Origin of the sequence: Pseudonocardia sulfidoxydans NBRC 16205 (assembly GCF_007989085.1) — a bacterium.
GTDB classification, from domain to species: domain Bacteria; phylum Actinomycetota; class Actinomycetes; order Mycobacteriales; family Pseudonocardiaceae; genus Pseudonocardia; species Pseudonocardia sulfidoxydans.
The window spans coordinates 31454-49511 of the sequence record NZ_BJVJ01000034.1; the positions used below are offsets into that span (position 1 = coordinate 31454).

The window sequence follows — 18058 nt, forward strand, 5'->3', positions numbered from 1 at the left end:
ACCCATGACTCGACGTGGCAGCGGCCCCGCCGTCGTGGACGTGGCCGACCTCTGCGGGGACTGGATCGTCCACGTCCGAGAGCTCGAAGCGGTCGGCGTGTCCCGTCGGACCGCGTTCCACCGCTGTCGGCCCGGGGGACCGTGGCGGACCCTGCTCCCCGGCGTGATCGTCCTGCACAACGGGCCGACGACCCGCGACGACCGGCGCCGCGCCGCGCTCGTCTACGTCAGGCAGCCGGCCGTGCTCACGGGACTCGACGCGCTCGAGCTGCACGGCCTCACCCGCATCCCCAGGGCGACAGGACCCGTCCACCTCCTGATCCCGGCCGAACGGAGACGCACCGGGGCGGGTCGTGTGCTCGCCGAACGCACCGAGCGGCTGCCGGAGCCGGTCCACTCGTCGATGCCGTTGGCGCCGGTGGCTCGTGCAGTACTCGACTTCGCGCGACGCTCCCGTGACCGTAACCACGTGCGGTCGGCCATCGCCGAGGTCGTGCAGCGCGGGCTGGCCGAACCGGCCACGCTCCGCCGCGAGCTGGCCGCCGGCACGTCCCGTGGTTCGGCCCTGCCGCGCGCGGTCCTCGCGGAGGTGTCCGACGGCGTCAGGTCGGTCGCCGAAGCGCAGGCCCGACGGCTGGTTGCGGGCGCCGGGCTGGGGGCACCGCTGTGGAACGCGCGCGTCGTCGACGCTGCGGGGCGGTTCGTCGCGGTGCCGGACGCCTGGTTCGACGACGTCGCCCTCGCCTGGGAGATCGACTCGCACGAGTTCCACCTCGGGCCGGCCGAGCACGAACGGACCGTGCGCCGGCGGTCGGAGATGATGGCCCAGGGGATCGTCGTGCTGCAGACGTTGCCGCAGCATCTCCGCACCCGGCCGGATGCGGTGGTCGAGGAGCTCCGACGGGTCCATGCCACTGCGGCAGCCCGTCCCCGCCCACCCTTGACGGCGCACCCGGCCTGACGCCGGCCTGACGCCCCCTCCCGAACGAACGGCACAGTCACGCAGTTGAGTTGCAGCACCGTGCCGTTCGTGCGGAGGGGGTTGCGGGTCACACGGCCCACCCGGGCCGAACGAACGGCACAGTCGCGCCACTCAGTTGCGCGACTGTGCCGTTCGTGCAACAGGGGCACCCGCGGGCAACAGGGGCACCCGCGGGCGGGGCCGGGTGGGTCACAGGCCGTGGGGGGTGCCTTCTGCGAAGCCGGAGGGGGTCTGGACGCCGAGGACGGCCTGGTCGTGGAACTCCGCGAGGGTGCGGGCGCCGGCGTAGGTGCAGGCGGAACGGATGCCGGAGCAGATCGCGTCGAGCACGTCCTCGACGCCGGGGCGGGCGGGGTCCAGCAGCTGGCGCGAGCTGGAGATCCCCTCCTCGAACAGCGACTTGCGGGCCCGGTCGAAGTCCCCGTCGCCGCGGGTGCGGGCGCTGACGGCGCGCTTGGAGGCCATGCCGAAGGACTCCTTGTAGGGCCGGCCGGCCTCGTCGCGCAGGAGGTCGCCGGGGGACTCGTAGGTGCCGGCGAGCCAGGAGCCGATCATCGCGGCGGAGGCGCCGGCGGCGAGGGCGAGGGCGACGTCGCGGGGGTGGCGGATGCCGCCGTCGGCCCAGATGCGGACGCCGTGGTCGCGGCCGGCGGCGGCGCACTCGGCGACGGCGGAGAACTGGGGGCGGCCGACGCCCGTCATCATCCGGGTGGTGCACATGGCGCCGGGTCCGACGCCGACCTTGATGATGTCGGCTCCGGCGTCGGCGAGGTCGGCGACGCCGAGGGCGGTGACGACGTTGCCGGCGACGATCGGTACGTCGGCGCCGGACTGGGTGACTTCGCGGCGGACGGCGCGCAGGGCGTCGAGCATCTTGTCCTGGTGGCCGTGCGCGGTGTCGACGACGAGGACGTCGACGCCTGCGTCGAGGAGGGCCTTGGCCTTGGTGCCGACGTCGCCGTTGATGCCGATGGCGGCGGCGGTGCGCAGCCGGCCGTTCGCGTCGAGGGTGGGGTCGTAGATGCCGGCGCGGACGGCGCCGATGGCGGTGAGCAGGCCGGTGAGGCGCCCGTCGGTGTCGAGGCCGAGGGCGACGCCGTGTCCGCCGAGTGCGTCGAAGACGTCGCGGGGTGCGGTGTCGATCGGCATGGTGACGGGCGAGGCGGAGAGGACGTCGGCGAGGCGGGTGAAGCGGTCGACGCCGTGGCAGGCGGCGTCGTCGACGGTGCCGACGGGGCGGTGGCCGTCGTCGACGACGACGACGGTTCCGTGGGCGCGTTTGGGCAGGAGGTTGAGGGCGTCGGCGACGGCGTCGTCGGTGTGGAGGGTGAGCGGGGTGTCCCAGACGGGGTGGCGGGACTTGATCCAGGTGACGATCCCGGCGACGGCCTGGGGGTCGACGTCCTGGGGGAGGACGGTGAGGGCGCCGCGGCGGGCGAGGGTCTCGGCCATGCGTCGTCCTGCGACGGCGGTCATGTTGGCGGCGATGACGGGGACGGTGGCGCCGGAACCGTCGGTGGTGGCGAGGTCCACGTCGAACCGGGAGGTCACCGAGGATCGGCCGGGGACGAGGAAGACGTCGTCGTAGGTCAGGTCGGTGGTCACGGCCGGGGCGGGGCCGCCGCTGTCGAGGAATCGCACGGTGCTCGAAACTACGCGGGTACGGGCTGCGCGTCAGCGTTCGTCGTGACGCGGCACTGCCGCCGCGATGTTCACGGAGGGTCGCGAAGTCGAGGGCATTAGCACGTGTGGGTGACCATCGTCTCCGCACTCCGACGTGCATACAACCACTCTCCGCAGCAACCATGGAGAGATGGCCGGACGGTACGTCGTCGTCGGCGCGGGCGCCGTGGGCGCGACCGTCGCGGCGCAGCTTCATCTCGCGGGCACCGACGTCGTGCTCATCGCTCGCGGATCCAACCTGGATGTGCTGCGCGCCAAGGGGTTGCGCTACATGCGGCCCGACGGTGTGCGGATGGTCCCGGTGCCCGTGGCGGCCGGGCCGGGTGAGGTCACGCTCCGGCCCGACGACGTCCTGGTGCTGGCGGTCAAGTCGCAGAACGCCGAGGAAGCCATCGCCGAGTGGGCGTGGCAGCCGGTCGTCGACGACGACGAGGAGCGGCCCGCGGCGACGACGTTGCCGCTGGTGCTGATGCAGAACGGCCTGGACACGGCGCGGACGGCGTTGCGGCGGTTCGCCACGGTCGTCGACTCCGTGGTGCTGAGCGGGGCGTCGCACGTGCGGCCGGGTGAGGTCGTCTCGCCGGGAAGCCCGCTGGCCGGCGGGTTCTACCTCGGCGACGCGCCGACGGGCGCGGGCGAGCACGCCCAGCGCATCGCCGTCGACCTGCGTGCGGCCGAGTTCGCGGTGCAGGTCGTGCCGGACATCGCGCGCTGGAAGGTCGGCAAGCTGCTGGCCAACCTCTGGTGGAACCTCGACGCGCTGTACCGGCGAAGCAGGTTGCGTTCGAAGCTGGGCGACGCGCTGTGCGCCGAGGCGGAGGTCGTCCTGGAGGCGGCGGGCTACGACCAGCGCACGTCGACGCCCGACGAGCTCGACCGGTCGTGGTTCGAGTCGGTGGACGTGCCGGGGCACCGGCGTGGCGGGTCGTCGACGTGGCAGAGCCTGGCCCGCGGGGGCAGCGCGGAGGGCGACTACCTGTACGGCGAGATCGTGCTGCTCGCGCGCATGAACGGGTTGCGTGCCCCGCTCAACGAGGCGGTGCAGGCCCGGCTGGCGACGATGGCGCAACGCCACCAGCGGCCGCGGTCGCTGCCGATGTCGGACATCGCGGACCTGCTGGGCTACACCGGGGTGGCGCGCCCCTTGGCCGCGCTGCTCTGAACCGGCCGGCCGCCTGCGCCGGGGCTCAGGCGAGCAGCGCGCGCACGCTGTCGATCGTGTCGGCCTCCGCGGCGGTCTTGTCGGGGCGGTAGCGCAGCACGCGGGCGAACCGCAGCGCGACGCCGCCGGGGTAGCGGATGCTGCGCTGGGCGCCGTCGAGCGCGATCTCGACGACCAGCTCCGGCCGCAGCATGACGGCATACCCGTCCGCGCCGTCGTCCTGCTCTCGCGCGTACTCGGGGAACGTGCGTGTCTGCCAGGCGAGCAGCTCGTCGGTCATGCCTTTGAACGTCTTGCCGACCATGATCGGGTCGCCGCCGTCGGGGTCGCGGGCCCCGAGGTGGATGTTCGACAGGCTGCCGGTACGCCGCCCGTAGCCCCACTCCGCGCCGAGGACCACGAGGTCGAGCGTGTGCACGGGCTTGACCTTCTGCCACGCCTTCCCGCGCCGGCCCGCCGCGTACGGCGCGGCCAACGCCTTGACGACGACGCCTTCGTGCCCGGCGCTCAGCGCATCGTCGAGGACCTGCGCGGCCTGCTCCGGATCGGGGCGCCGCACACCGGGCATCCGCAGGTGGGCGTGCGCGTCGGCGGCGAGGAGCCCGGCGAGTGCGTCGAGCCGTCGTTCGAGGGGCTCGTCGAGCAGGTCGGTCCCGTCGAGGTGCAGCAGGTCGAAGAAGAACGGGCTGAGGAGGCCGCCCTGCTCGCCGTCGTCGTCGGAACCGAAGCGCGACATCGTGTCCTGGAACGCGCGGGGGCGGCCGTCGTCGTCGACCGCCAGGGTCTCGCCGTCGAGCACCGCGGTCCGGCAGGGCAGCGCCCGCACCTGTTCGGCCAGTTCCGGCACGGCGGCGGTGATCTCGCGCAGGCTCCGCGTCCACACCCGGACCTCGTCGCCGTCGCGGTGCACCTGGATGCGTGCACCGTCGAGCTTGAACTCGACCGTGACCTCGGGCCCGAGGTTGCCCAGCGCGGCGTCGAGGGAGTCGCCCGGGGAGGCGAGCATCGGCCGCACCGGGACGCCGACGGTGAGCGCCACCGCGTCGAGCGCCTCGGCGCCGCCGGACAGCGCGGTCGCCGCCGTCTCGGGCAGCCGGCCCGACAGCATGAACGCGCGCCTGACCGTGGCGAGGGGGACGTCGGCGGCGATCGCGACGGCGTCGAGCACGACGCCCTCGAGCGCGCCGTGGCGCAGCTCGCCACCGATGAGCCGGGCGAGGAACGCCTGCTCGGGCTCGGTCGCGGCGCCGAAGAGGCCGCCGAGCAGTTCCTTGCGCCGCCGCGCCGAGCCCGCGCCTGCCGTGCCGGCGAGCTCGGTGAACGTCGCGTCGACCTGCGCGATCGTGAGCGACGGCGCCGCGGCGGGAGCGGTGGCCGCGGCCTGCAGGGTGCGCCAGCCGGTGCCGATGCGTCCCTGCCGGGTCTCGCCCGACAGCCACGCCGTGGCGGGTTCGACGACGCCCTCCGCGTGCGCGGCGCGCAGCAGTGTGCCGATCGCCGTGGCCTTCTCCTTGCGGGAGCGGATGGCGGCGACCGCGGCGGACGTGGTCACGACCTCGGCGAGCAACACAGCACGGAGTCTGGCAGTGCCCACCGACGATTTCCTCCCCGACCGGGGGTCGTGAGCGGCAATAGTCGCTATAGCGACTATTGCCGCTCACAGGGCAGGGGTTCCTACTTCGGGCGGGTCATCGCCAGCACGTCGAGCGCCGCGTCGAGCTGCTCGAGCGTCAACCGACCCGCCTCGACGTGCCCCCGCTCCAGGACGACCTCACGGATGGTGCGCCGCTCCTTCAGCGACTGCTTCGCGATCGCCGCCGCCTCCTCGTAGCCGATGTAGGAGTTCAGCGGCGTCACGATCGACGGCGACGACTCCGCGTACTCCCGCGTCCGCTCGACGTCGGCCTGCGCGCCGTCGACGACCTTGTCGGCCAGCAGCCGGGCCACCGACGCCAGCAGCCGCGCCGACTCCAGCACGTTGCGCGCCATGACCGGCATCATCACGTTGAGCTCCAGGTTGCCCTGGCTGCCGGAGAACGCGACGGTCGCGTCGTTGCCGATGACCTGCGCCGCGACCATCATCGTCGCCTCGCAGATCACCGGGTTGACCTTGCCCGGCATGATCGAGCTGCCCGGCTGCAGATCCGGCAGGTGGATCTCGGAGAGCCCGGTCCGCGGTCCCGACGACAGCCACCGCAGGTCGTTCGCGATCTTGTACAGCGACACCGCCGCCGTCCGCAGCGCCCCCGACGCCTCGACCAGCGCGTCCCGCGCGCCCTGCGCCTCGATGTGGTCGGGTGCCTCCGCCAGCACCTCCAGGCCCGTCGCCGCGCGCAGCTCGTCGACGACCGCCGCGCCGAACCCGGCCGGCGCGTTCAGCCCGGTGCCGACGGCCGTCCCGCCGATCGGCAGCTGCGCCAGCCGCGGCAGCACGTCACGCACCCGCGCCGCGCCGTTCTCCGCCTGCGTGGCCCAGCCCCCGGCCTCCTGGCCCAGCGTGATCGGGACGGCGTCCATGAGGTGCGTGCGGCCCGCCTTGACGACGTCGGCCCAGTCGGCGGCGCGGCGGCGCAGGGCGGCCGCGAGATGGTCGAGCGCGGGCGCTGCGTCGCGGGCCAGAGCCTCCGTCGCGGCCAGGTGGATCGTCGTCGGGAAGACGTCGTTCGACGACTGCGACGCGTTGACGTGGTCGTTCGGGTGGACGTCGACGCCGCCCGCGGACGCCAGCGTCGCGATGACCTCGTTGGCGTTCATGTTCGACGACGTGCCCGACCCGGTCTGGAAGACGTCGACGGGGAAGTGGTCGTCGTGGCTGCCCTCGGCGACCTCGTCCGCGGCCGCGGCGATGGCGTCGGCGACGGTCGCGTCGAGCACGCCGATCTTCTTGTTGACCCGGGCGGCGGCGGCCTTGACCAGGCCCAGCGCGCGGATCTGGGCCCGCTCGAGGCCGCGGCCGGAGATCGGGAAGTTCTCGACGGCCCGCTGGGTCTGCGCGCGCCACAGCGCGTCGGCGGGGACCCGGACCTCGCCCATCGTGTCGTGCTCGATCCTGAACCCGGTGCCGTCGGAGTCGGTCATGACCCCAGTGTTCCCCGATCGCGGCCGATCCACGACGAGACGGCGACCACCGGCACCGTCAGGAGACGACCTGGACCGGCTCGCCCTTGCTCAGCGCCGCGAAGAACGTCTTCGCCGCCGCCTTCGACAGGTGGATGCAGCCGTGCGACTGCTGGGACAGGCTGCCCTGGTGGAAGGCGATGCCGCCGTTGAAGAACACGGAGTACGGCATGGGGGCGTTGTCGAACAGGCTGCTCTTGTGGTCGATGTTCTTGAACGTCACCGCGAACGTGCCCGGCGGTGTGCGCCAGCCGGGGCGGCCGCTGGTGATCGGCACGGGCCCGTAGGAGACCTTGCCGCCGCTGATCAGCCACGCCTTCTTCGTCGACAGCTGCACGCACGCCGACACCGTCGCCTTGCACGGGGTACCGGGGGCGAGCCCGGCCGGGACCGCGGGTTTCGCGGTCGTCGGCTTCGGCGTCGTCGTGGGCGGCGCTGTGGTCGTCGTGGGCGCTGTGGTCGTCCTGGTCGTGGGGGCGGTCGTCGGGGCCGGCGTCGTGGGCGGGACCACTTGCTCCATGGACGTGGCCGCCGCGGGCGGGACCCGCTGCGGGAACTTCGACGGCTCCGCCCCCGCGTGCGCGCACCCGGCGAGCACGACGACACCCACCAGCAACGCGAACATCACCCGACACGTGCGCATCCCGCACCCCCTGTCACGGCCCCCCGGACGCGGGATGATCACACCACGTCGACCCGCCCCGATCGTGTCGGCGAATGTTCACGATTCGGTCACGTCGGGGCGGATCGGGCTGCTCGCGGGCCCGTCGGGGTCAGGGCAGGGGCGGCGAGTCCGGGCTCCGGTCGGAACCCAGGTCGATCGACGAGTACTCACGCAGCTTCGTGAGCCGGTGGTAGCCGTCGATCATCCGGACCGTGCCCGACTTCGAGCGCATGACGATCGACTGCGTCGTGCAGCCGCCCGCCCCGTACTGGACGCCCTTGAGCAGGTCGCCGTTGGTGACGCCCGTGGCGCAGAAGAACACGTTGTCGCCACGGACGAGGTCGTCGGTGGTCAGCACCCGGCTGAGGTCATGACCTGCGGCGACGGCCTTCTCCCGCTCGGCGTCGTCGGTCGGCCACAGCCGGCCCTGGATCGCGCCGCCCATGCACTTCAGCGCGGCCGCGGCGATGATGCCCTCCGGTGTCCCCCCGATGCCGTACAGCATGTCGACGCCCGTGTTCGGGCGCGCCGCGGAGATCGCGCCCGCCACGTCGCCGTCGGAGATGAAGTTGATGCGCGCACCGGTCGCCCGGACCTGCTCGACGATCTCGGCGTGCCGCGGCCGGTCGAGGATGCAGACCGTCACGTCGGCGACGTCGTAGCCCTTCGCCCTGGCCACGGCGCGGATGTTCTCCCCGACGGGTGCGGTGATGTCGATGGCGTCGGCGGCCTCGGGCCCGACGGCGATCTTCTCCATGTAGAACACGGCGGACGGGTCGAACATGGCGTCGCGCTCGGCGACCGCGAGGACCGACAGCGCGTTCGTCATGCCCTTGGCCATCAGCGTCGTGCCGTCCACCGGGTCGACGGCCACGTCGCACCACGGCCCCTCGCCGTTGCCGACCTCCTCGCCGTTGAACAGCATGGGCGCCTCGTCCTTCTCACCCTCACCGATCACGACGACGCCGCGCATCGAGACCGTGTGGATGAGCTGGCGCATCGCGTCGACCGCCGCCCCGTCGCCGCCGTTCTTGTCGCCCCGCCCGACCCAACGCCCCGCGGCCATGGCCGCCGCCTCGGTGACGCGGACGAGCTCCATCGCCAGGTTGCGGTCGGGCCGCATGCGCTGCTCGGTGGTCATGGGGGCGCCTCCAGGGGTCGGGGGTGTCTGATTCGATCCTCGCAGATCGGCGCCCCGCGCCGGCCCGTCATCGGCCTGAGACGATGGTGACGTGAGCAGTGCACCGCCTCCCGACCCGCAGCGCCCCGAGCCCGACCGCACCGACGACGGGCCCGCCGCCCGACCGGCTGCGGACGACGCCGCGGCGTCCGCGACCGGCGCCGCGCCGGAGCAGTCCGCCGCAGGTGGGGGGCCCGCCGGACCAGACGCGGCGGGTAACGGGGACGAGCCGGAGCGGGCGCGACGGCCCCTCGACACCGGGTCGGCGCCACCGGCCAAGCCGTCGCGGGGTGCGCTGTCGGTGCGCGACATGCTCGTCGCGATGGGCGTGATCATCGTCATCGCCGTGCTGTTCACCAGGTCCTGCTCCTTCAGCCCCGGCGGGCCGACGGTCGAGCCCGGATCGGCCCCGGTCGTCGACGCCGTCGCCCGGTTGCAGGACGCGGCACCGTTCACACCGTTCGCGCTGCACGTCCCCACCGTGCCGGCGGGCTGGCGGGCCAACTCCGCCGACTCCGGTCCCGTCCAGGGCGGTGGCCACGCCGTGCGGGTCGGCTACCTCACCGACGGCGGCGCCTACGTGCGGCTCGTGCAGAGCGACGCCACCGAGGAGGACCTTGTCGCCACCGAGGCCGGCGGACCGCAGACCGCGACCGGCACCGTCGACGTCGCCGGGCTCACCTGGGTCACCTACCGCGTCGGGCCCCGGAACGAGGCGATGTGGGTGGCGCCGCTGCCGTCGGCGGACCCGCCGTCGCGGCTGCTGCTCACCGGCAGCGCCACCGAGGCGGACTTCCGCACGCTCGCCCAGGCCGCCGTCGACGGCCGGCCGCTCCCGGTGGGCCGCACACCGTCCTGAGACCGGATCAGTCGTCCTGTCCGCGGGCGTCGTCGAGAGCCTTCTCGACGCGTTCGCGCGCCCCGGCCAGCCGTTCCTCGCAGCGCCGCGCCAGCGCCTCGCCGCGCTCCCACAGCGCCACCGACTCGTCGAGCCCCAGGCCACCGACCTCCAGCGTGCGGACGACCTCTGCCAGCTCGTCGCGGGCCTGCTCGTAGTCCAGGCTCTCGACCGGGGGCCGTGCGTCGCTCATGACGGGTCATCCTGCCGGGCGTCCCCGTTCCCGGTGACACGGGCCGTCACCGCACCGTCGGCGACCCGGATGCGCAGCCGGTCACCGTCGCCGACCTCGTCGACCGCGCGGAGCACCGGCCATGCGACGCCCCGGTCCGGTGCGCCGTCCTCCGGCATCCGCTGCACGATCGCGTAGCCACGCGCCAGGGTCGCCGCCGGGCCGAGCGTCGTCAGCCGGGCGCGCAGGTGCTCGACCTCCGTGGTCCGGGCGGTCAGCCCACGCTCGATCGCGGTGTGGGTGCGGTCGCGCAGGCGCTCGATCTCGTCGTGACGCGACGCCATGGCGCGCAACGGATCCGCCAGCACCGGCCGGGCCCGCAACGCAGCCAGGAGCCGCTGCTCCCGGTCGACCCAGCCGTGCAACGCCCGCCGCGCCCGGTCGCGCAGACCGGCGATCCGCGCACTCTCCTCGGCCAGGTCGGGCACGAGCCGGCGGCCCGCCTCGGTGGGGGTGGAACAGCGCAGGTCGGCGACGTGGTCGACCAGCGGGGTGTCCGGCTCGTGCCCGATCGCCGACACGACGGGCGTGCGGCACTCGGCCACCGCCCGGCACAGCGTCTCGTCGGAGAACGGCAACAGGTCCTCGACGCTGCCGCCGCCCCGGGCCAGGACGATGACGTCGACGCCCGGGTCACGGTCGAGCACGCCCAGCGCCTCCACGATCTGCGGCACGGCCAGCGAGCCCTGCGTCGCGGTGTGCTCGATGCGGAACCGCACCGACGGCCAGCGCGCCGTCGCGTTGCTGACGACGTCGTGCTCCGCGGCCGACGCCCGACCCGTGATCAGCCCGATCCGCGCGGGCAGGAACGGCAACGGCCGCTTGCGCGCGACGTCGAACAGGCCTTCCGCGGCCAGCAGCCGGCGCAGCCGCTCGATCCGGGCCAGCAGCTCACCGAGACCGACGGCCTGGATGCGGTCGACCCGCAAACTCAACGTCCCGCGCCCCAGGAAGAACGACGGTTTCCCGTGCACGACGACGCGGTTGCCCTCCGCCACCGCGGGCCCGCCCTCGCGGACCAGCGCGACCGGGCACGTCAGCTGCAGCGACACGTCGGCGGCTGGGTCGCGCAGCGTCAGGAACGCCGTGCCGGTGCCCGGCCGGGCCGTGACCTGCGCCAGCTGCCCCTCGACCCAGACGGCGCCGAGCCGGTCCACCCACTCCGCGATCTTGCGCGCGACCGTGCGGACCGGCCACGGCGACTCGGGCGAGGTCGGGGCCTCGCTCACTCCTCGGTGACGGTCACGATGCGGTTGCCCAGCATCGTCACGTACGGGGGGCGGTTGCCGTGGCTGATCTCCCACTGCAGCAGCGCGCGCAGGTCCTCGACGCCGAGGCGGCGCAGGTGGCCACGCAGCTGCGGGATCGTCATGGCCGTGTAGCCGGGCAGGACGGCCGGGCCCTCGCCCACCGCGGCGGCCGGGTCCTGCGTCCCGGCACGGTTGGTCTCGGCGGCGATCTCCGCGGCCGGGTCGGCGACGTCGATCGGGTCCGACGGGTCGGCCGGCAGACGGGTGTTTCCACGGGAGGCCGGACCGGCGGGGTCGTCCTCGTCGAACGTCGCGCGGCCGCGCATCGACGTGACCGACGCGCCGTTGGTCGAGGGCGGTTCGTCCTCGTCGAACGTCGCCCAGCTGGGGGTCTCCGGGACGGGGCGCAGCGCACCCAGCGCGCGGTCGCCCTTGATCGCCAGCTCGGTGACGCGCTGCTGCACCCGCATCGACGCCTGCAGCGCCTGGCTCACGGCCGTCACCGGCAGTTCGGTGACGAGGCGGGGCAGGTCACGTGCCTGCTCGACGGCGGTCGCGACTAGGCCGGCGGCGATCCGCACCGGCATCGGCAGCGGCTTCATGACCGCATCATCCCCTGCAACGGTGGGTGCGTCACCCGGGGGAGGTGCCGCGCGGCTTCTGTAGGCGACGCGTCACTCCTGTGGGCGTCGCCAGAGTTGTACGGCCCGCACCTGCGCTGCGAGACGGGCGGTGACGTCGGAACCCACGCGCCGACGACATGGGCGGGCCCGCGCCGGTGACGGGCGTGGGTCACGTCCGGCGGCCGGGTCGCGGCCGCGCCCGTACCCTGGAGGTATGTCCGGACCCGAGACCAAGCGAGTTCTGCTGGCCAAGCCGCGCGGATACTGCGCCGGCGTCGACCGGGCCGTCGAGGCGGTCGAGCAGGCGTTGGAGAAGCACGGCGCGCCGGTGTACGTCCGCAAGCAGATCGTGCACAACGTCCATGTCGTGCAGACGCTCAGCGACCGTGGCGCGATCTTCGTCGACGAGACCGACGAGGTGCCGCCCGGCTCGATCGTCGTGTTCTCCGCGCACGGTGTCTCGCCCGCCGTCCGCGACCAGGCCAAGGACCGCGAGCTGCGCACCATCGACGCGACCTGCCCGCTCGTCACGAAGGTCCACGGCGAGGTCAAGCGGTTCGCCCGCGAGGACTACGACATCCTGCTCGTCGGCCACCGCGGCCACGAGGAGGTCGAGGGCACCTCGGGCGAGGCGCCGGCCAACGTGCAGCTCGTCGACTCCGTCGCCGATGTCGCCTCGGTGACGGTGCGCGACCCGGAGAAGGTCGTGTGGCTGTCGCAGACCACGCTGAGCGTCGACGAGACGATGCAGACCGTCCACGCACTGCGTGAGCGCTTCCCGACGCTGCAGAACCCCCCGAGCGACGACATCTGCTACGCCACGCAGAACCGGCAGGTCGCGGTCAAGGCGATGGCCCCGCAGTGCGACCTGGTTCTGGTGGTCGGCTCGGCCAACTCGTCGAACTCGGTGCGGCTCGTCGAGGTCGCCCTCGCGGCCGGCGCCGGCGCGTCGTACCTGATCGACTACGCCCGCCAGATCGACGACAGCTGGCTCGACGGTGTGCGGACCGTCGGCGTGACGAGTGGTGCGTCGGTGCCGGAGGTGCTGGTGCGCGGCGTCCTCGACCACCTCGCCGAGCGCGGCTGGGGCGAGGTCGAGGAGATCACGACTGCCGAGGAGACCTTGACGTTCGCGCTTCCCCGCGAGCTGCGCCCGAACCGCGTCGCTCGCTGACGCCGCGTGGCCGCGCCGCCGGGGTCGTGTCCCCGGCCTCGGCGCGTTCGGCCTCGAGCCGCTTCTCCCGGGCCCGTTCGCGGGCGCGGTCGGCGACGGTCTGGCCCGGCTTGCGGCCGTCGCGCTTGATGCGGCCCGAGCTGCTCGCGGGCCGGGTCGGCTTCGCGGTGGCGGGGCGTGCCGCGGTGGTGCCCGCGGTGGCGCGACGCAGGCGCAGCTCGGGGTCGTCGTAGCGCTGCAGCAGCAACCGGCCGATCCCGATCGCGAGGACGACGGCGGTGGTGGTGGCCATCGTCGGGAACGAGTTGATCAGCGGCGCGCCGACGAGCAGCAGCGTCTCGGTCATCCCGCCCCCGGAACGCGGCGGCCCGACCAGCAGGACGATCACCGGGATGAGGACCGCGACCAACAGGGGCGGCTGCACCATCGGCCCGAACAGGCTGCGGCGCCGTACCCACATCACCGCGAGCAGGCAGCCGAGGAAGAACCCGATCTTGAAGATGACGCCGACGGTGCCGATGCGGAGCACGTCGATCAGCACGCCCAGGCCCGTGAACGCCACCGCCACCCCGAGCGCGGCGACCGGGGGGATGCCCAGCACCGTCCCGATGATCGAACGGTCGGGCATCGGCCACTGCCCGTGTGCCCCCGAGACGCTCGACGAACCCGTTGCGGGGCGGCCCGACGCGCGGACGCCGGCGGGTCGGGGTGCGGTCACCCTCCCACGTTAGCCCGGGATCCGCCGTCGTCGTCGCCGACATGCGGCCTGGGGATCTCACGTGCGACCTCCCGGGGGACATCGCGCCCCCCGTCGCGCCCGGACTCGCGCCCCGAGTCGCGTCCGTCGCGTGAGGACTCACGGCCGAGCTCGTGCAGCGCGATCAACGAGTCGGCCGCCGAGGCGACCAGTTCGGGCGCCGCGACCGTGCGCGGCGCGCGGTCGACCTGCCCCGGCGCGGCCAGCTCCTCGTCGGCCACCCGCAGCTCGGTGAGCTTGCGCGCGGTGACCAGCACCCGGGACTCCAGAGAGGACACCGTCTGGTTGTAGCTGGTGATCGCGGTGTCGAGGCTGCGGCCCAGCTTCGCGACGTGGTTGCCCATGGTCGCGAGCCGCGAGTGCAGCTCCTTGCCCAGCTGGTGCACCTGGGCGGCGTTGCGCGCCAACGCCTCCTGCCGCCACGTGTACGCGACCGTGCGCAGCAGCGCGATCAGCGTCGTCGGCGTGGCGATCACGACGTTGCTCGCGAAAGCGTGTTCGAGCAGCGACGGGTCGGACTGCAGCGCCGCCTCGAGGAACGGGTCGCCCGGCACGAACAGCACCACGAACTCCGGCGACGGCTCGAACGCGGACCAGTAGCTCTTGGCGGACAACGAGTCGACGTGCGCGCGCAACTGCCGGGCATGGGCGGCCAGGCGTTCGGTGTGGACCTGCGGGTCGCGGCTCTCCACCGCGTCGAGGTAGGCCGCGAACGGGACCTTCGCGTCGACGACGATCTGCTTGTCGCCCGCCAGGTGCACGACCATGTCGGGGCGGACACCTGCGTCGGCGTCCCCGCCCGTGCCCGTGCCGGTGACCTGGGTGTCGAAGTCGCAGTGCTCGACCATGCCCGCGAGCTGGACGATCCGCTCGAGCTGCAGCTCGCCCCAGCGGCCACGCACCTGCGGCGCCCGCAGCGCGCTGACCAGCTGACGGGTCTCGCTCTGCAGCTGCTGCGACGACCGGTGCATCGCGACGACCTGCTCGCGCAGCCCCGCGTAGGCCGACTCGCGGTCCTTCTCCACCGACCGCAGCTGGCCCTCGACGCGGGCGAGGGTGGCCGTCATCGGGTCGATCAGCTTGTCGAGCGCCGCGGCCCGCGCCGCGTCGTCGCCCGCGGCCTTCGCGGTGAGCGCCGCCGCGGCCTCCTTGATCCGGCCCTCGGCCAGCGCGACGAACTGTTCGTTGTTGCGCGCCAACGCATCCGCAGACAGGGCCTGGAACGCGTCCTTCAGTTCGGCGTCGCGGCGGACGAGCAGCTCCTCCCGGGCGGCACCCGCCTCCCGCTCACTGCGCAACGCCGCACCGCTGGCCGCCGCCTCGCTCTCGGCGCGGCGCAGGCGTTCCACCGCCGTGTCGACCTCTTCGGACAGCTCCTCGATGCGTTCCAGCAACCCGGACCGCTCGGCGCGCAACGCCGCCGTGTCGGCCCGCGCGGTGGCCGACACCTCCGCGACCCGGCGCGCCGCCTCGGCCGTGGCCACCTTGTGCCGCGAACCCAGGAACAGCCATGCCACGCCGCCGCCCGCCAGCAGCCCCACGAGCAGGCCGATGAGCAGCACGTTCAGCGCGGTCACGAGATCCACACCGCCAGGGTGCACCCCGGGTCCGACAGATCCGGCCAGGCACGCCGGTCACCCGTCGGAGTGCACGGTCGGCGGCGGCCGGACGTCGGCGAGCGGTCGAACAAACGGTCGAGTCGGCCGACACCCACTGCGACGGTGCGTCAGGCGGCACGGGCCTCGTGGTCGAGCAGCGCCCGCTTGACGTCGACGCCCCAGCGGAAGCCGCCCAACGACCCGTCGAGCCGCAGCACCCGGTGGCACGGCACGAACAGCGCCGCGGCGTTGCGTGCGCAGGCCGACGCCGCCGCACGCACGGCCGCCGGCCGCCCCGCGCGCGTCGCGTACTCGGTGTAGGTCACCGGGTCGCCGGCCGGGACCGTGCGCAGCACCTGCCAGGCGCGCTCCAGGAACTCGCCCGACCGCTGCCGCACCGGCACGCCGTCGATGACACCCACGTCACCGTCGTGATAGGCCGTGACGGCCTTCCCGACCGGCCCCAGGTCGGTCACGCGCTGCGGCTCCGCCGGGCGCAGCGACGGGTGGATCAGCGGCAGCAGGTCGTCGACCTCGCCCGTCCAGCCGGACGCGAGGACCGCGCCGTCGCCGTCGACGACCGCGGTGAACGGGCCGAGGCGGGTGTCGAGAGTGGACCAGGTGCTCATGACGTCTCCTTGACGACGGTGGGGCGCAACGCGGAGGCGCGCCAGAGATGGGTGGCCGCGTACGACCGCCACGGGCGCCAGCGTTCGGCGTGGGCGGTCAGCGCGGCCTGGTCGGAGGGGAGGCCGAGCGCGGCGGCGCCGCGGCGGACCGCGAGGTCCTCGGCCAGCAGCTCGTCGGGGTCGCCGAGCAGGCGCATCGCCAGGTAGCCCGCGCTCCACGGGCCGATGCCCGGCAACGCGAGCAGATCGGTGCGCAGCGCGGCGGGTTCGCGGCCGGGGTCGAGCACCAGATCGCCCGACGCCACCGCCGCCGCGAACCCGACGATCGACGCCGTGCGCCGCGCCGGCCCGGTCAGGAACTCGGCCCCGCGCTCGGCAACCGTTGCGGCCGTGGGGAAGAGCAGGGTGGGGCCGCCGTCGTCGGCCGCGTCGTCGCCGTCGGGGAGCGGGTCACCGAGCGCCGCGACGAGCTGTGACGTCGTCGTCCGCGCGCCCGCCACGGACACCTGCTGGCCCAGCAGCGTGCGCATCGCCAGCTCGAACGCGTCGACGGCGCCCGGCACCCGCACGCCCGGGGCCCCGGCGACCGACGGCGCCAGTGCCGGGTCGGCGCCCAGCACCTCGTCGACCGCGACCGGGTCGGCGTCCAGGTCGAGCAGCCGCCGCAGCCGCGCCACCGCCGGCCCGAGGTCGCGGGGATCGGTGGGGCGCAACGTCGCCGTCACGTGCCGGGCGCCGTCGGGAAGATCGAGCGCGACCGTCGCCGGGCCGTGCGGCAGCCGCAACGTCCGCCGGTAGCGGGTGCCGTCGAGGGCCTCGACGCCGTCGATCGCCCTGTCGCGCAAGAAGGCCAGCACGCCGGCGGCGTCGAACGGGGGCCGGTGCGGCAGCCGCAGTACCAGCGCGCCCGCGACCGGCGTCGGCCCGCGTGCGCCCCGCGCCGCCGCCTCGGTGCGCAACGTCCGCGGCGACACCGCGTACACCTCGCGGACGGTGTCGTTGAACTGCCGGACGCTGGAGAAGCCCGCCGCGAACGCGATGTCGGCCATCGACATCGTCGTCGTCTCGACGAGAATCCGGGCCGTGTGCGCCCGGTGCGCCCTGGCCAGCGCCAACGGCCCCGCGCCCAGCTCACCCGTCAGCACCCGGTTGAGGTGACGCTCCGAGTAACCCAGCGCCCGGGCCAGCCCCGGCACGCCCTCACGTTCGACGAGCCCGTCGCCGATCAGTCGCATCGCGCGCCCCGCGAGGTCGGCGCGACAGTTCCACTCCGGCGACCCGGGCACCGCATCGGGCAGGCACCGTCGGCACGCACGGTAGCCGCGCTGCTGCGCGGCCGCCGCCGTCGTCAGGAACTCGACGTTGCGGCGCAACGGGGTCGTCGCCGGGCACGACGGGCGGCAGTAGATGCCCGTCGTGCGGACCGCGGTGACGAACTGGCCGTCGAACCGCGAGTCGCGGGACGCGACGGCGCGGTAACAGAGGTCCTGGTCGAGCGGCATGCCATCGATCGTGCCAGCCCCACCGACGCGGGTTCCGGCGGGAATCGGACACGAGCGTCAGGCGTCGTTCACCGTTCGCACATCGGCCCGTTCAGGTAGCCGTGCGCGCACGCGAACCGCACCCGCTCGTCCATCGACGAACCCGCCGACGGCGGCGGCACCTGCGACCGCGCCGTCGACGGCGCCGACGACCGCTGCTCCCGGCGCTCACGCGTCGACGGCGGAACCTGCGTCGTCGACGGAGCCTCCGTGGTCCGCCGCGGGGCCGGCGGGCGCGTCTCCGCGGGCAGCGCCGGCAACGGCGGCAGCGTCCCCGGCTCGTCGAGCGTCGGGAGGGGCGCGTCGACCGTCGGCAGCACCACCGACGACCCCGGCGGCGACGGCGCGAACCGCGGCAACGCCACCGCCTCCTCGGGGCCGCCCGTCAACGCCACCGCCGCCACCGTCGTCACCGCGAGGGCGACGGTGACCGCCCCGGTGAGCAGGACGCGCGAACTCGGGACACGCACCACGACCGCCGTTCCTCGTTGACCTCTTCGGCCCATCGTATTGCGCCGAACGGTGGTGTCGGAACGTCGGGTGAGGACGGCGACTACCCTGGTCGGTC

17 protein-coding genes are annotated in these 18058 nt (G+C 74.0%); 4 read left to right on the forward strand and 13 right to left on the reverse strand.

Annotated elements, in window-relative coordinates; all coding sequences use genetic code 11:
• The first annotated feature begins 4 nt into the window (after positions 1-4).
• Positions 5-961, forward strand: coding sequence for a hypothetical protein (locus PSU4_RS17085; protein ID WP_246115166.1), 957 nt, complete (start codon positions 5-7; stop codon positions 959-961).
• A 210-nt stretch (positions 962-1171) separates the two neighbouring features.
• Here PSU4_RS17085 and PSU4_RS17090 read toward each other — a convergent pair whose 3' ends face one another.
• The gene (locus tag PSU4_RS17090) at positions 1172-2623 is read right to left on the reverse strand and encodes a GuaB1 family IMP dehydrogenase-related protein (RefSeq protein WP_147109400.1); all 1452 of its coding nucleotides are present in this window, start codon (positions 2621-2623) and stop codon (positions 1172-1174) included.
• Positions 2624-2795: 172 nt separating this feature from the next.
• Between PSU4_RS17090 and PSU4_RS17095 the strand changes: the two genes are divergently transcribed.
• The gene (locus PSU4_RS17095; RefSeq protein ID WP_147109404.1) at positions 2796-3827 is read left to right on the forward strand and encodes a ketopantoate reductase family protein; all 1032 of its coding nucleotides are present in this window, start codon (positions 2796-2798) and stop codon (positions 3825-3827) included.
• A gap of 25 nt (positions 3828-3852) precedes the next feature.
• Here PSU4_RS17095 and PSU4_RS17100 read toward each other — a convergent pair whose 3' ends face one another.
• The 4 genes from PSU4_RS17100 to glpX all read right to left on the reverse strand — a co-directional run bounded on the left by PSU4_RS17100 (position 3853) and on the right by glpX (position 8749).
• A complete protein-coding gene (locus tag PSU4_RS17100; RefSeq protein WP_147109407.1) occupies positions 3853-5397 on the reverse strand; it encodes an ATP-dependent DNA ligase in 1545 nt (514 codons plus the stop codon).
• Positions 5398-5501: 104 nt separating this feature from the next.
• Positions 5502-6905 carry a class II fumarate hydratase gene (locus PSU4_RS17105; protein WP_147109410.1) on the reverse strand — a complete coding sequence of 468 codons (1404 nt, stop codon included), beginning with the start codon at positions 6903-6905 and terminating at the stop codon, positions 5502-5504.
• Between the two features lie 58 nt (positions 6906-6963).
• On the reverse strand, positions 6964-7587 hold the full coding sequence (locus PSU4_RS17110) for a L,D-transpeptidase (RefSeq protein WP_147109413.1): 624 nt from the start codon (positions 7585-7587) through the stop codon (positions 6964-6966).
• Positions 7588-7717: 130 nt separating this feature from the next.
• Positions 7718-8749: a class II fructose-bisphosphatase gene (gene glpX / locus PSU4_RS17115; protein ID WP_147109416.1), complete on the reverse strand. Its 1032-nt coding sequence runs from the start codon at positions 8747-8749 to the stop codon at positions 7718-7720.
• Between the two features lie 91 nt (positions 8750-8840).
• On the opposite strand from glpX, the gene PSU4_RS17120 reads away from it, so the two are divergent.
• Positions 8841-9647, forward strand: coding sequence for a DUF4245 domain-containing protein (locus tag PSU4_RS17120; protein WP_147109418.1), 807 nt, complete (start codon positions 8841-8843; stop codon positions 9645-9647).
• 7 nt (positions 9648-9654) lie between these two features.
• On the opposite strand, the gene PSU4_RS17125 is transcribed toward PSU4_RS17120, so the two are convergent.
• The 3 genes from PSU4_RS17125 to PSU4_RS17135 are packed head-to-tail and all read right to left on the reverse strand — an operon-like array spanning position 9655 to position 11770.
• Complete coding sequence (locus tag PSU4_RS17125) at positions 9655-9879, reverse strand: exodeoxyribonuclease VII small subunit (RefSeq protein WP_147109420.1); 225 nt, start codon at positions 9877-9879, stop codon at positions 9655-9657.
• Positions 9876-11147 carry an exodeoxyribonuclease VII large subunit gene (xseA, locus tag PSU4_RS17130; RefSeq protein ID WP_147109424.1) on the reverse strand — a complete coding sequence of 424 codons (1272 nt, stop codon included), beginning with the start codon at positions 11145-11147 and terminating at the stop codon, positions 9876-9878. Before xseA ends, PSU4_RS17125 begins: the two co-directional genes overlap by 4 nt.
• Complete coding sequence (locus PSU4_RS17135; RefSeq protein WP_147109427.1) at positions 11144-11770, reverse strand: lipid droplet-associated protein; 627 nt, start codon at positions 11768-11770, stop codon at positions 11144-11146. Before PSU4_RS17135 ends, xseA begins: the two co-directional genes overlap by 4 nt.
• Before the next feature lie 235 nt (positions 11771-12005).
• Between PSU4_RS17135 and PSU4_RS17140 the strand changes: the two genes are divergently transcribed.
• The gene (locus PSU4_RS17140; protein WP_147109429.1) at positions 12006-12965 is read left to right on the forward strand and encodes a 4-hydroxy-3-methylbut-2-enyl diphosphate reductase; all 960 of its coding nucleotides are present in this window, start codon (positions 12006-12008) and stop codon (positions 12963-12965) included.
• On the opposite strand, the gene PSU4_RS17145 is transcribed toward PSU4_RS17140, so the two are convergent.
• The 5 genes from PSU4_RS17145 to PSU4_RS17165 form a co-directional block, all read right to left on the reverse strand.
• On the reverse strand, positions 12895-13683 hold the full coding sequence (locus PSU4_RS17145; RefSeq protein WP_147109431.1) for a DUF6542 domain-containing protein: 789 nt from the start codon (positions 13681-13683) through the stop codon (positions 12895-12897). The two genes, PSU4_RS17140 and PSU4_RS17145, sit on opposite strands and share 71 nt — an antisense overlap.
• On the reverse strand, positions 13680-15308 hold the full coding sequence (locus PSU4_RS17150; RefSeq protein ID WP_246115167.1) for a DNA recombination protein RmuC: 1629 nt from the start codon (positions 15306-15308) through the stop codon (positions 13680-13682). Before PSU4_RS17150 ends, PSU4_RS17145 begins: the two co-directional genes overlap by 4 nt.
• 140 nt (positions 15309-15448) lie before the next feature.
• Positions 15449-15949, reverse strand: a complete 501-nt coding sequence (locus PSU4_RS17155) for a methylated-DNA--[protein]-cysteine S-methyltransferase (protein WP_147109433.1) — start codon at positions 15947-15949, stop codon at positions 15449-15451.
• Complete coding sequence (locus PSU4_RS17160) at positions 15946-17451, reverse strand: AlkA N-terminal domain-containing protein (protein WP_147109435.1); 1506 nt, start codon at positions 17449-17451, stop codon at positions 15946-15948. The genes PSU4_RS17155 and PSU4_RS17160 overlap by 4 nt, the downstream gene beginning before the upstream one ends.
• Positions 17452-17519: 68 nt before the next feature.
• Positions 17520-17963 (reverse strand): hypothetical protein, encoded by a 444-nt coding sequence (locus PSU4_RS17165; RefSeq protein WP_147109437.1) that lies wholly within the window; start codon positions 17961-17963, stop codon positions 17520-17522.
• Positions 17964-18058: the final 95 nt, after the last annotated feature.

What these genes read in the sequence shown, in the direction of transcription:
- PSU4_RS17155 (WP_147109433.1), bottom strand. Translation starts at nt 15,949, where the DNA reads ATGAGCACCTGGTCCACTCTCGACACCCGCCTCGGCCCGTTCACCGCG.
- glpX (WP_147109416.1), bottom strand. Translation starts at nt 8,749, where the DNA reads ATGACCACCGAGCAGCGCATGCGGCCCGACCGCAACCTGGCGATGGAG.
- PSU4_RS17125 (WP_147109420.1), bottom strand. Translation starts at nt 9,879, where the DNA reads ATGAGCGACGCACGGCCCCCGGTCGAGAGCCTGGACTACGAGCAGGCC.
- PSU4_RS17140 (WP_147109429.1), top strand. Translation starts at nt 12,006, where the DNA reads ATGTCCGGACCCGAGACCAAGCGAGTTCTGCTGGCCAAGCCGCGCGGA.
- PSU4_RS17105 (WP_147109410.1), bottom strand. Translation starts at nt 6,905, where the DNA reads ATGACCGACTCCGACGGCACCGGGTTCAGGATCGAGCACGACACGATG.
- PSU4_RS17095 (WP_147109404.1), top strand. Translation starts at nt 2,796, where the DNA reads ATGGCCGGACGGTACGTCGTCGTCGGCGCGGGCGCCGTGGGCGCGACC.
- PSU4_RS17135 (WP_147109427.1), bottom strand. Translation starts at nt 11,770, where the DNA reads ATGAAGCCGCTGCCGATGCCGGTGCGGATCGCCGCCGGCCTAGTCGCG.
- PSU4_RS17085 (WP_246115166.1), top strand. Translation starts at nt 5, where the DNA reads ATGACTCGACGTGGCAGCGGCCCCGCCGTCGTGGACGTGGCCGACCTC.
- PSU4_RS17160 (WP_147109435.1), bottom strand. Translation starts at nt 17,451, where the DNA reads ATGCCGCTCGACCAGGACCTCTGTTACCGCGCCGTCGCGTCCCGCGAC.
- PSU4_RS17110 (WP_147109413.1), bottom strand. Translation starts at nt 7,587, where the DNA reads ATGCGCACGTGTCGGGTGATGTTCGCGTTGCTGGTGGGTGTCGTCGTG.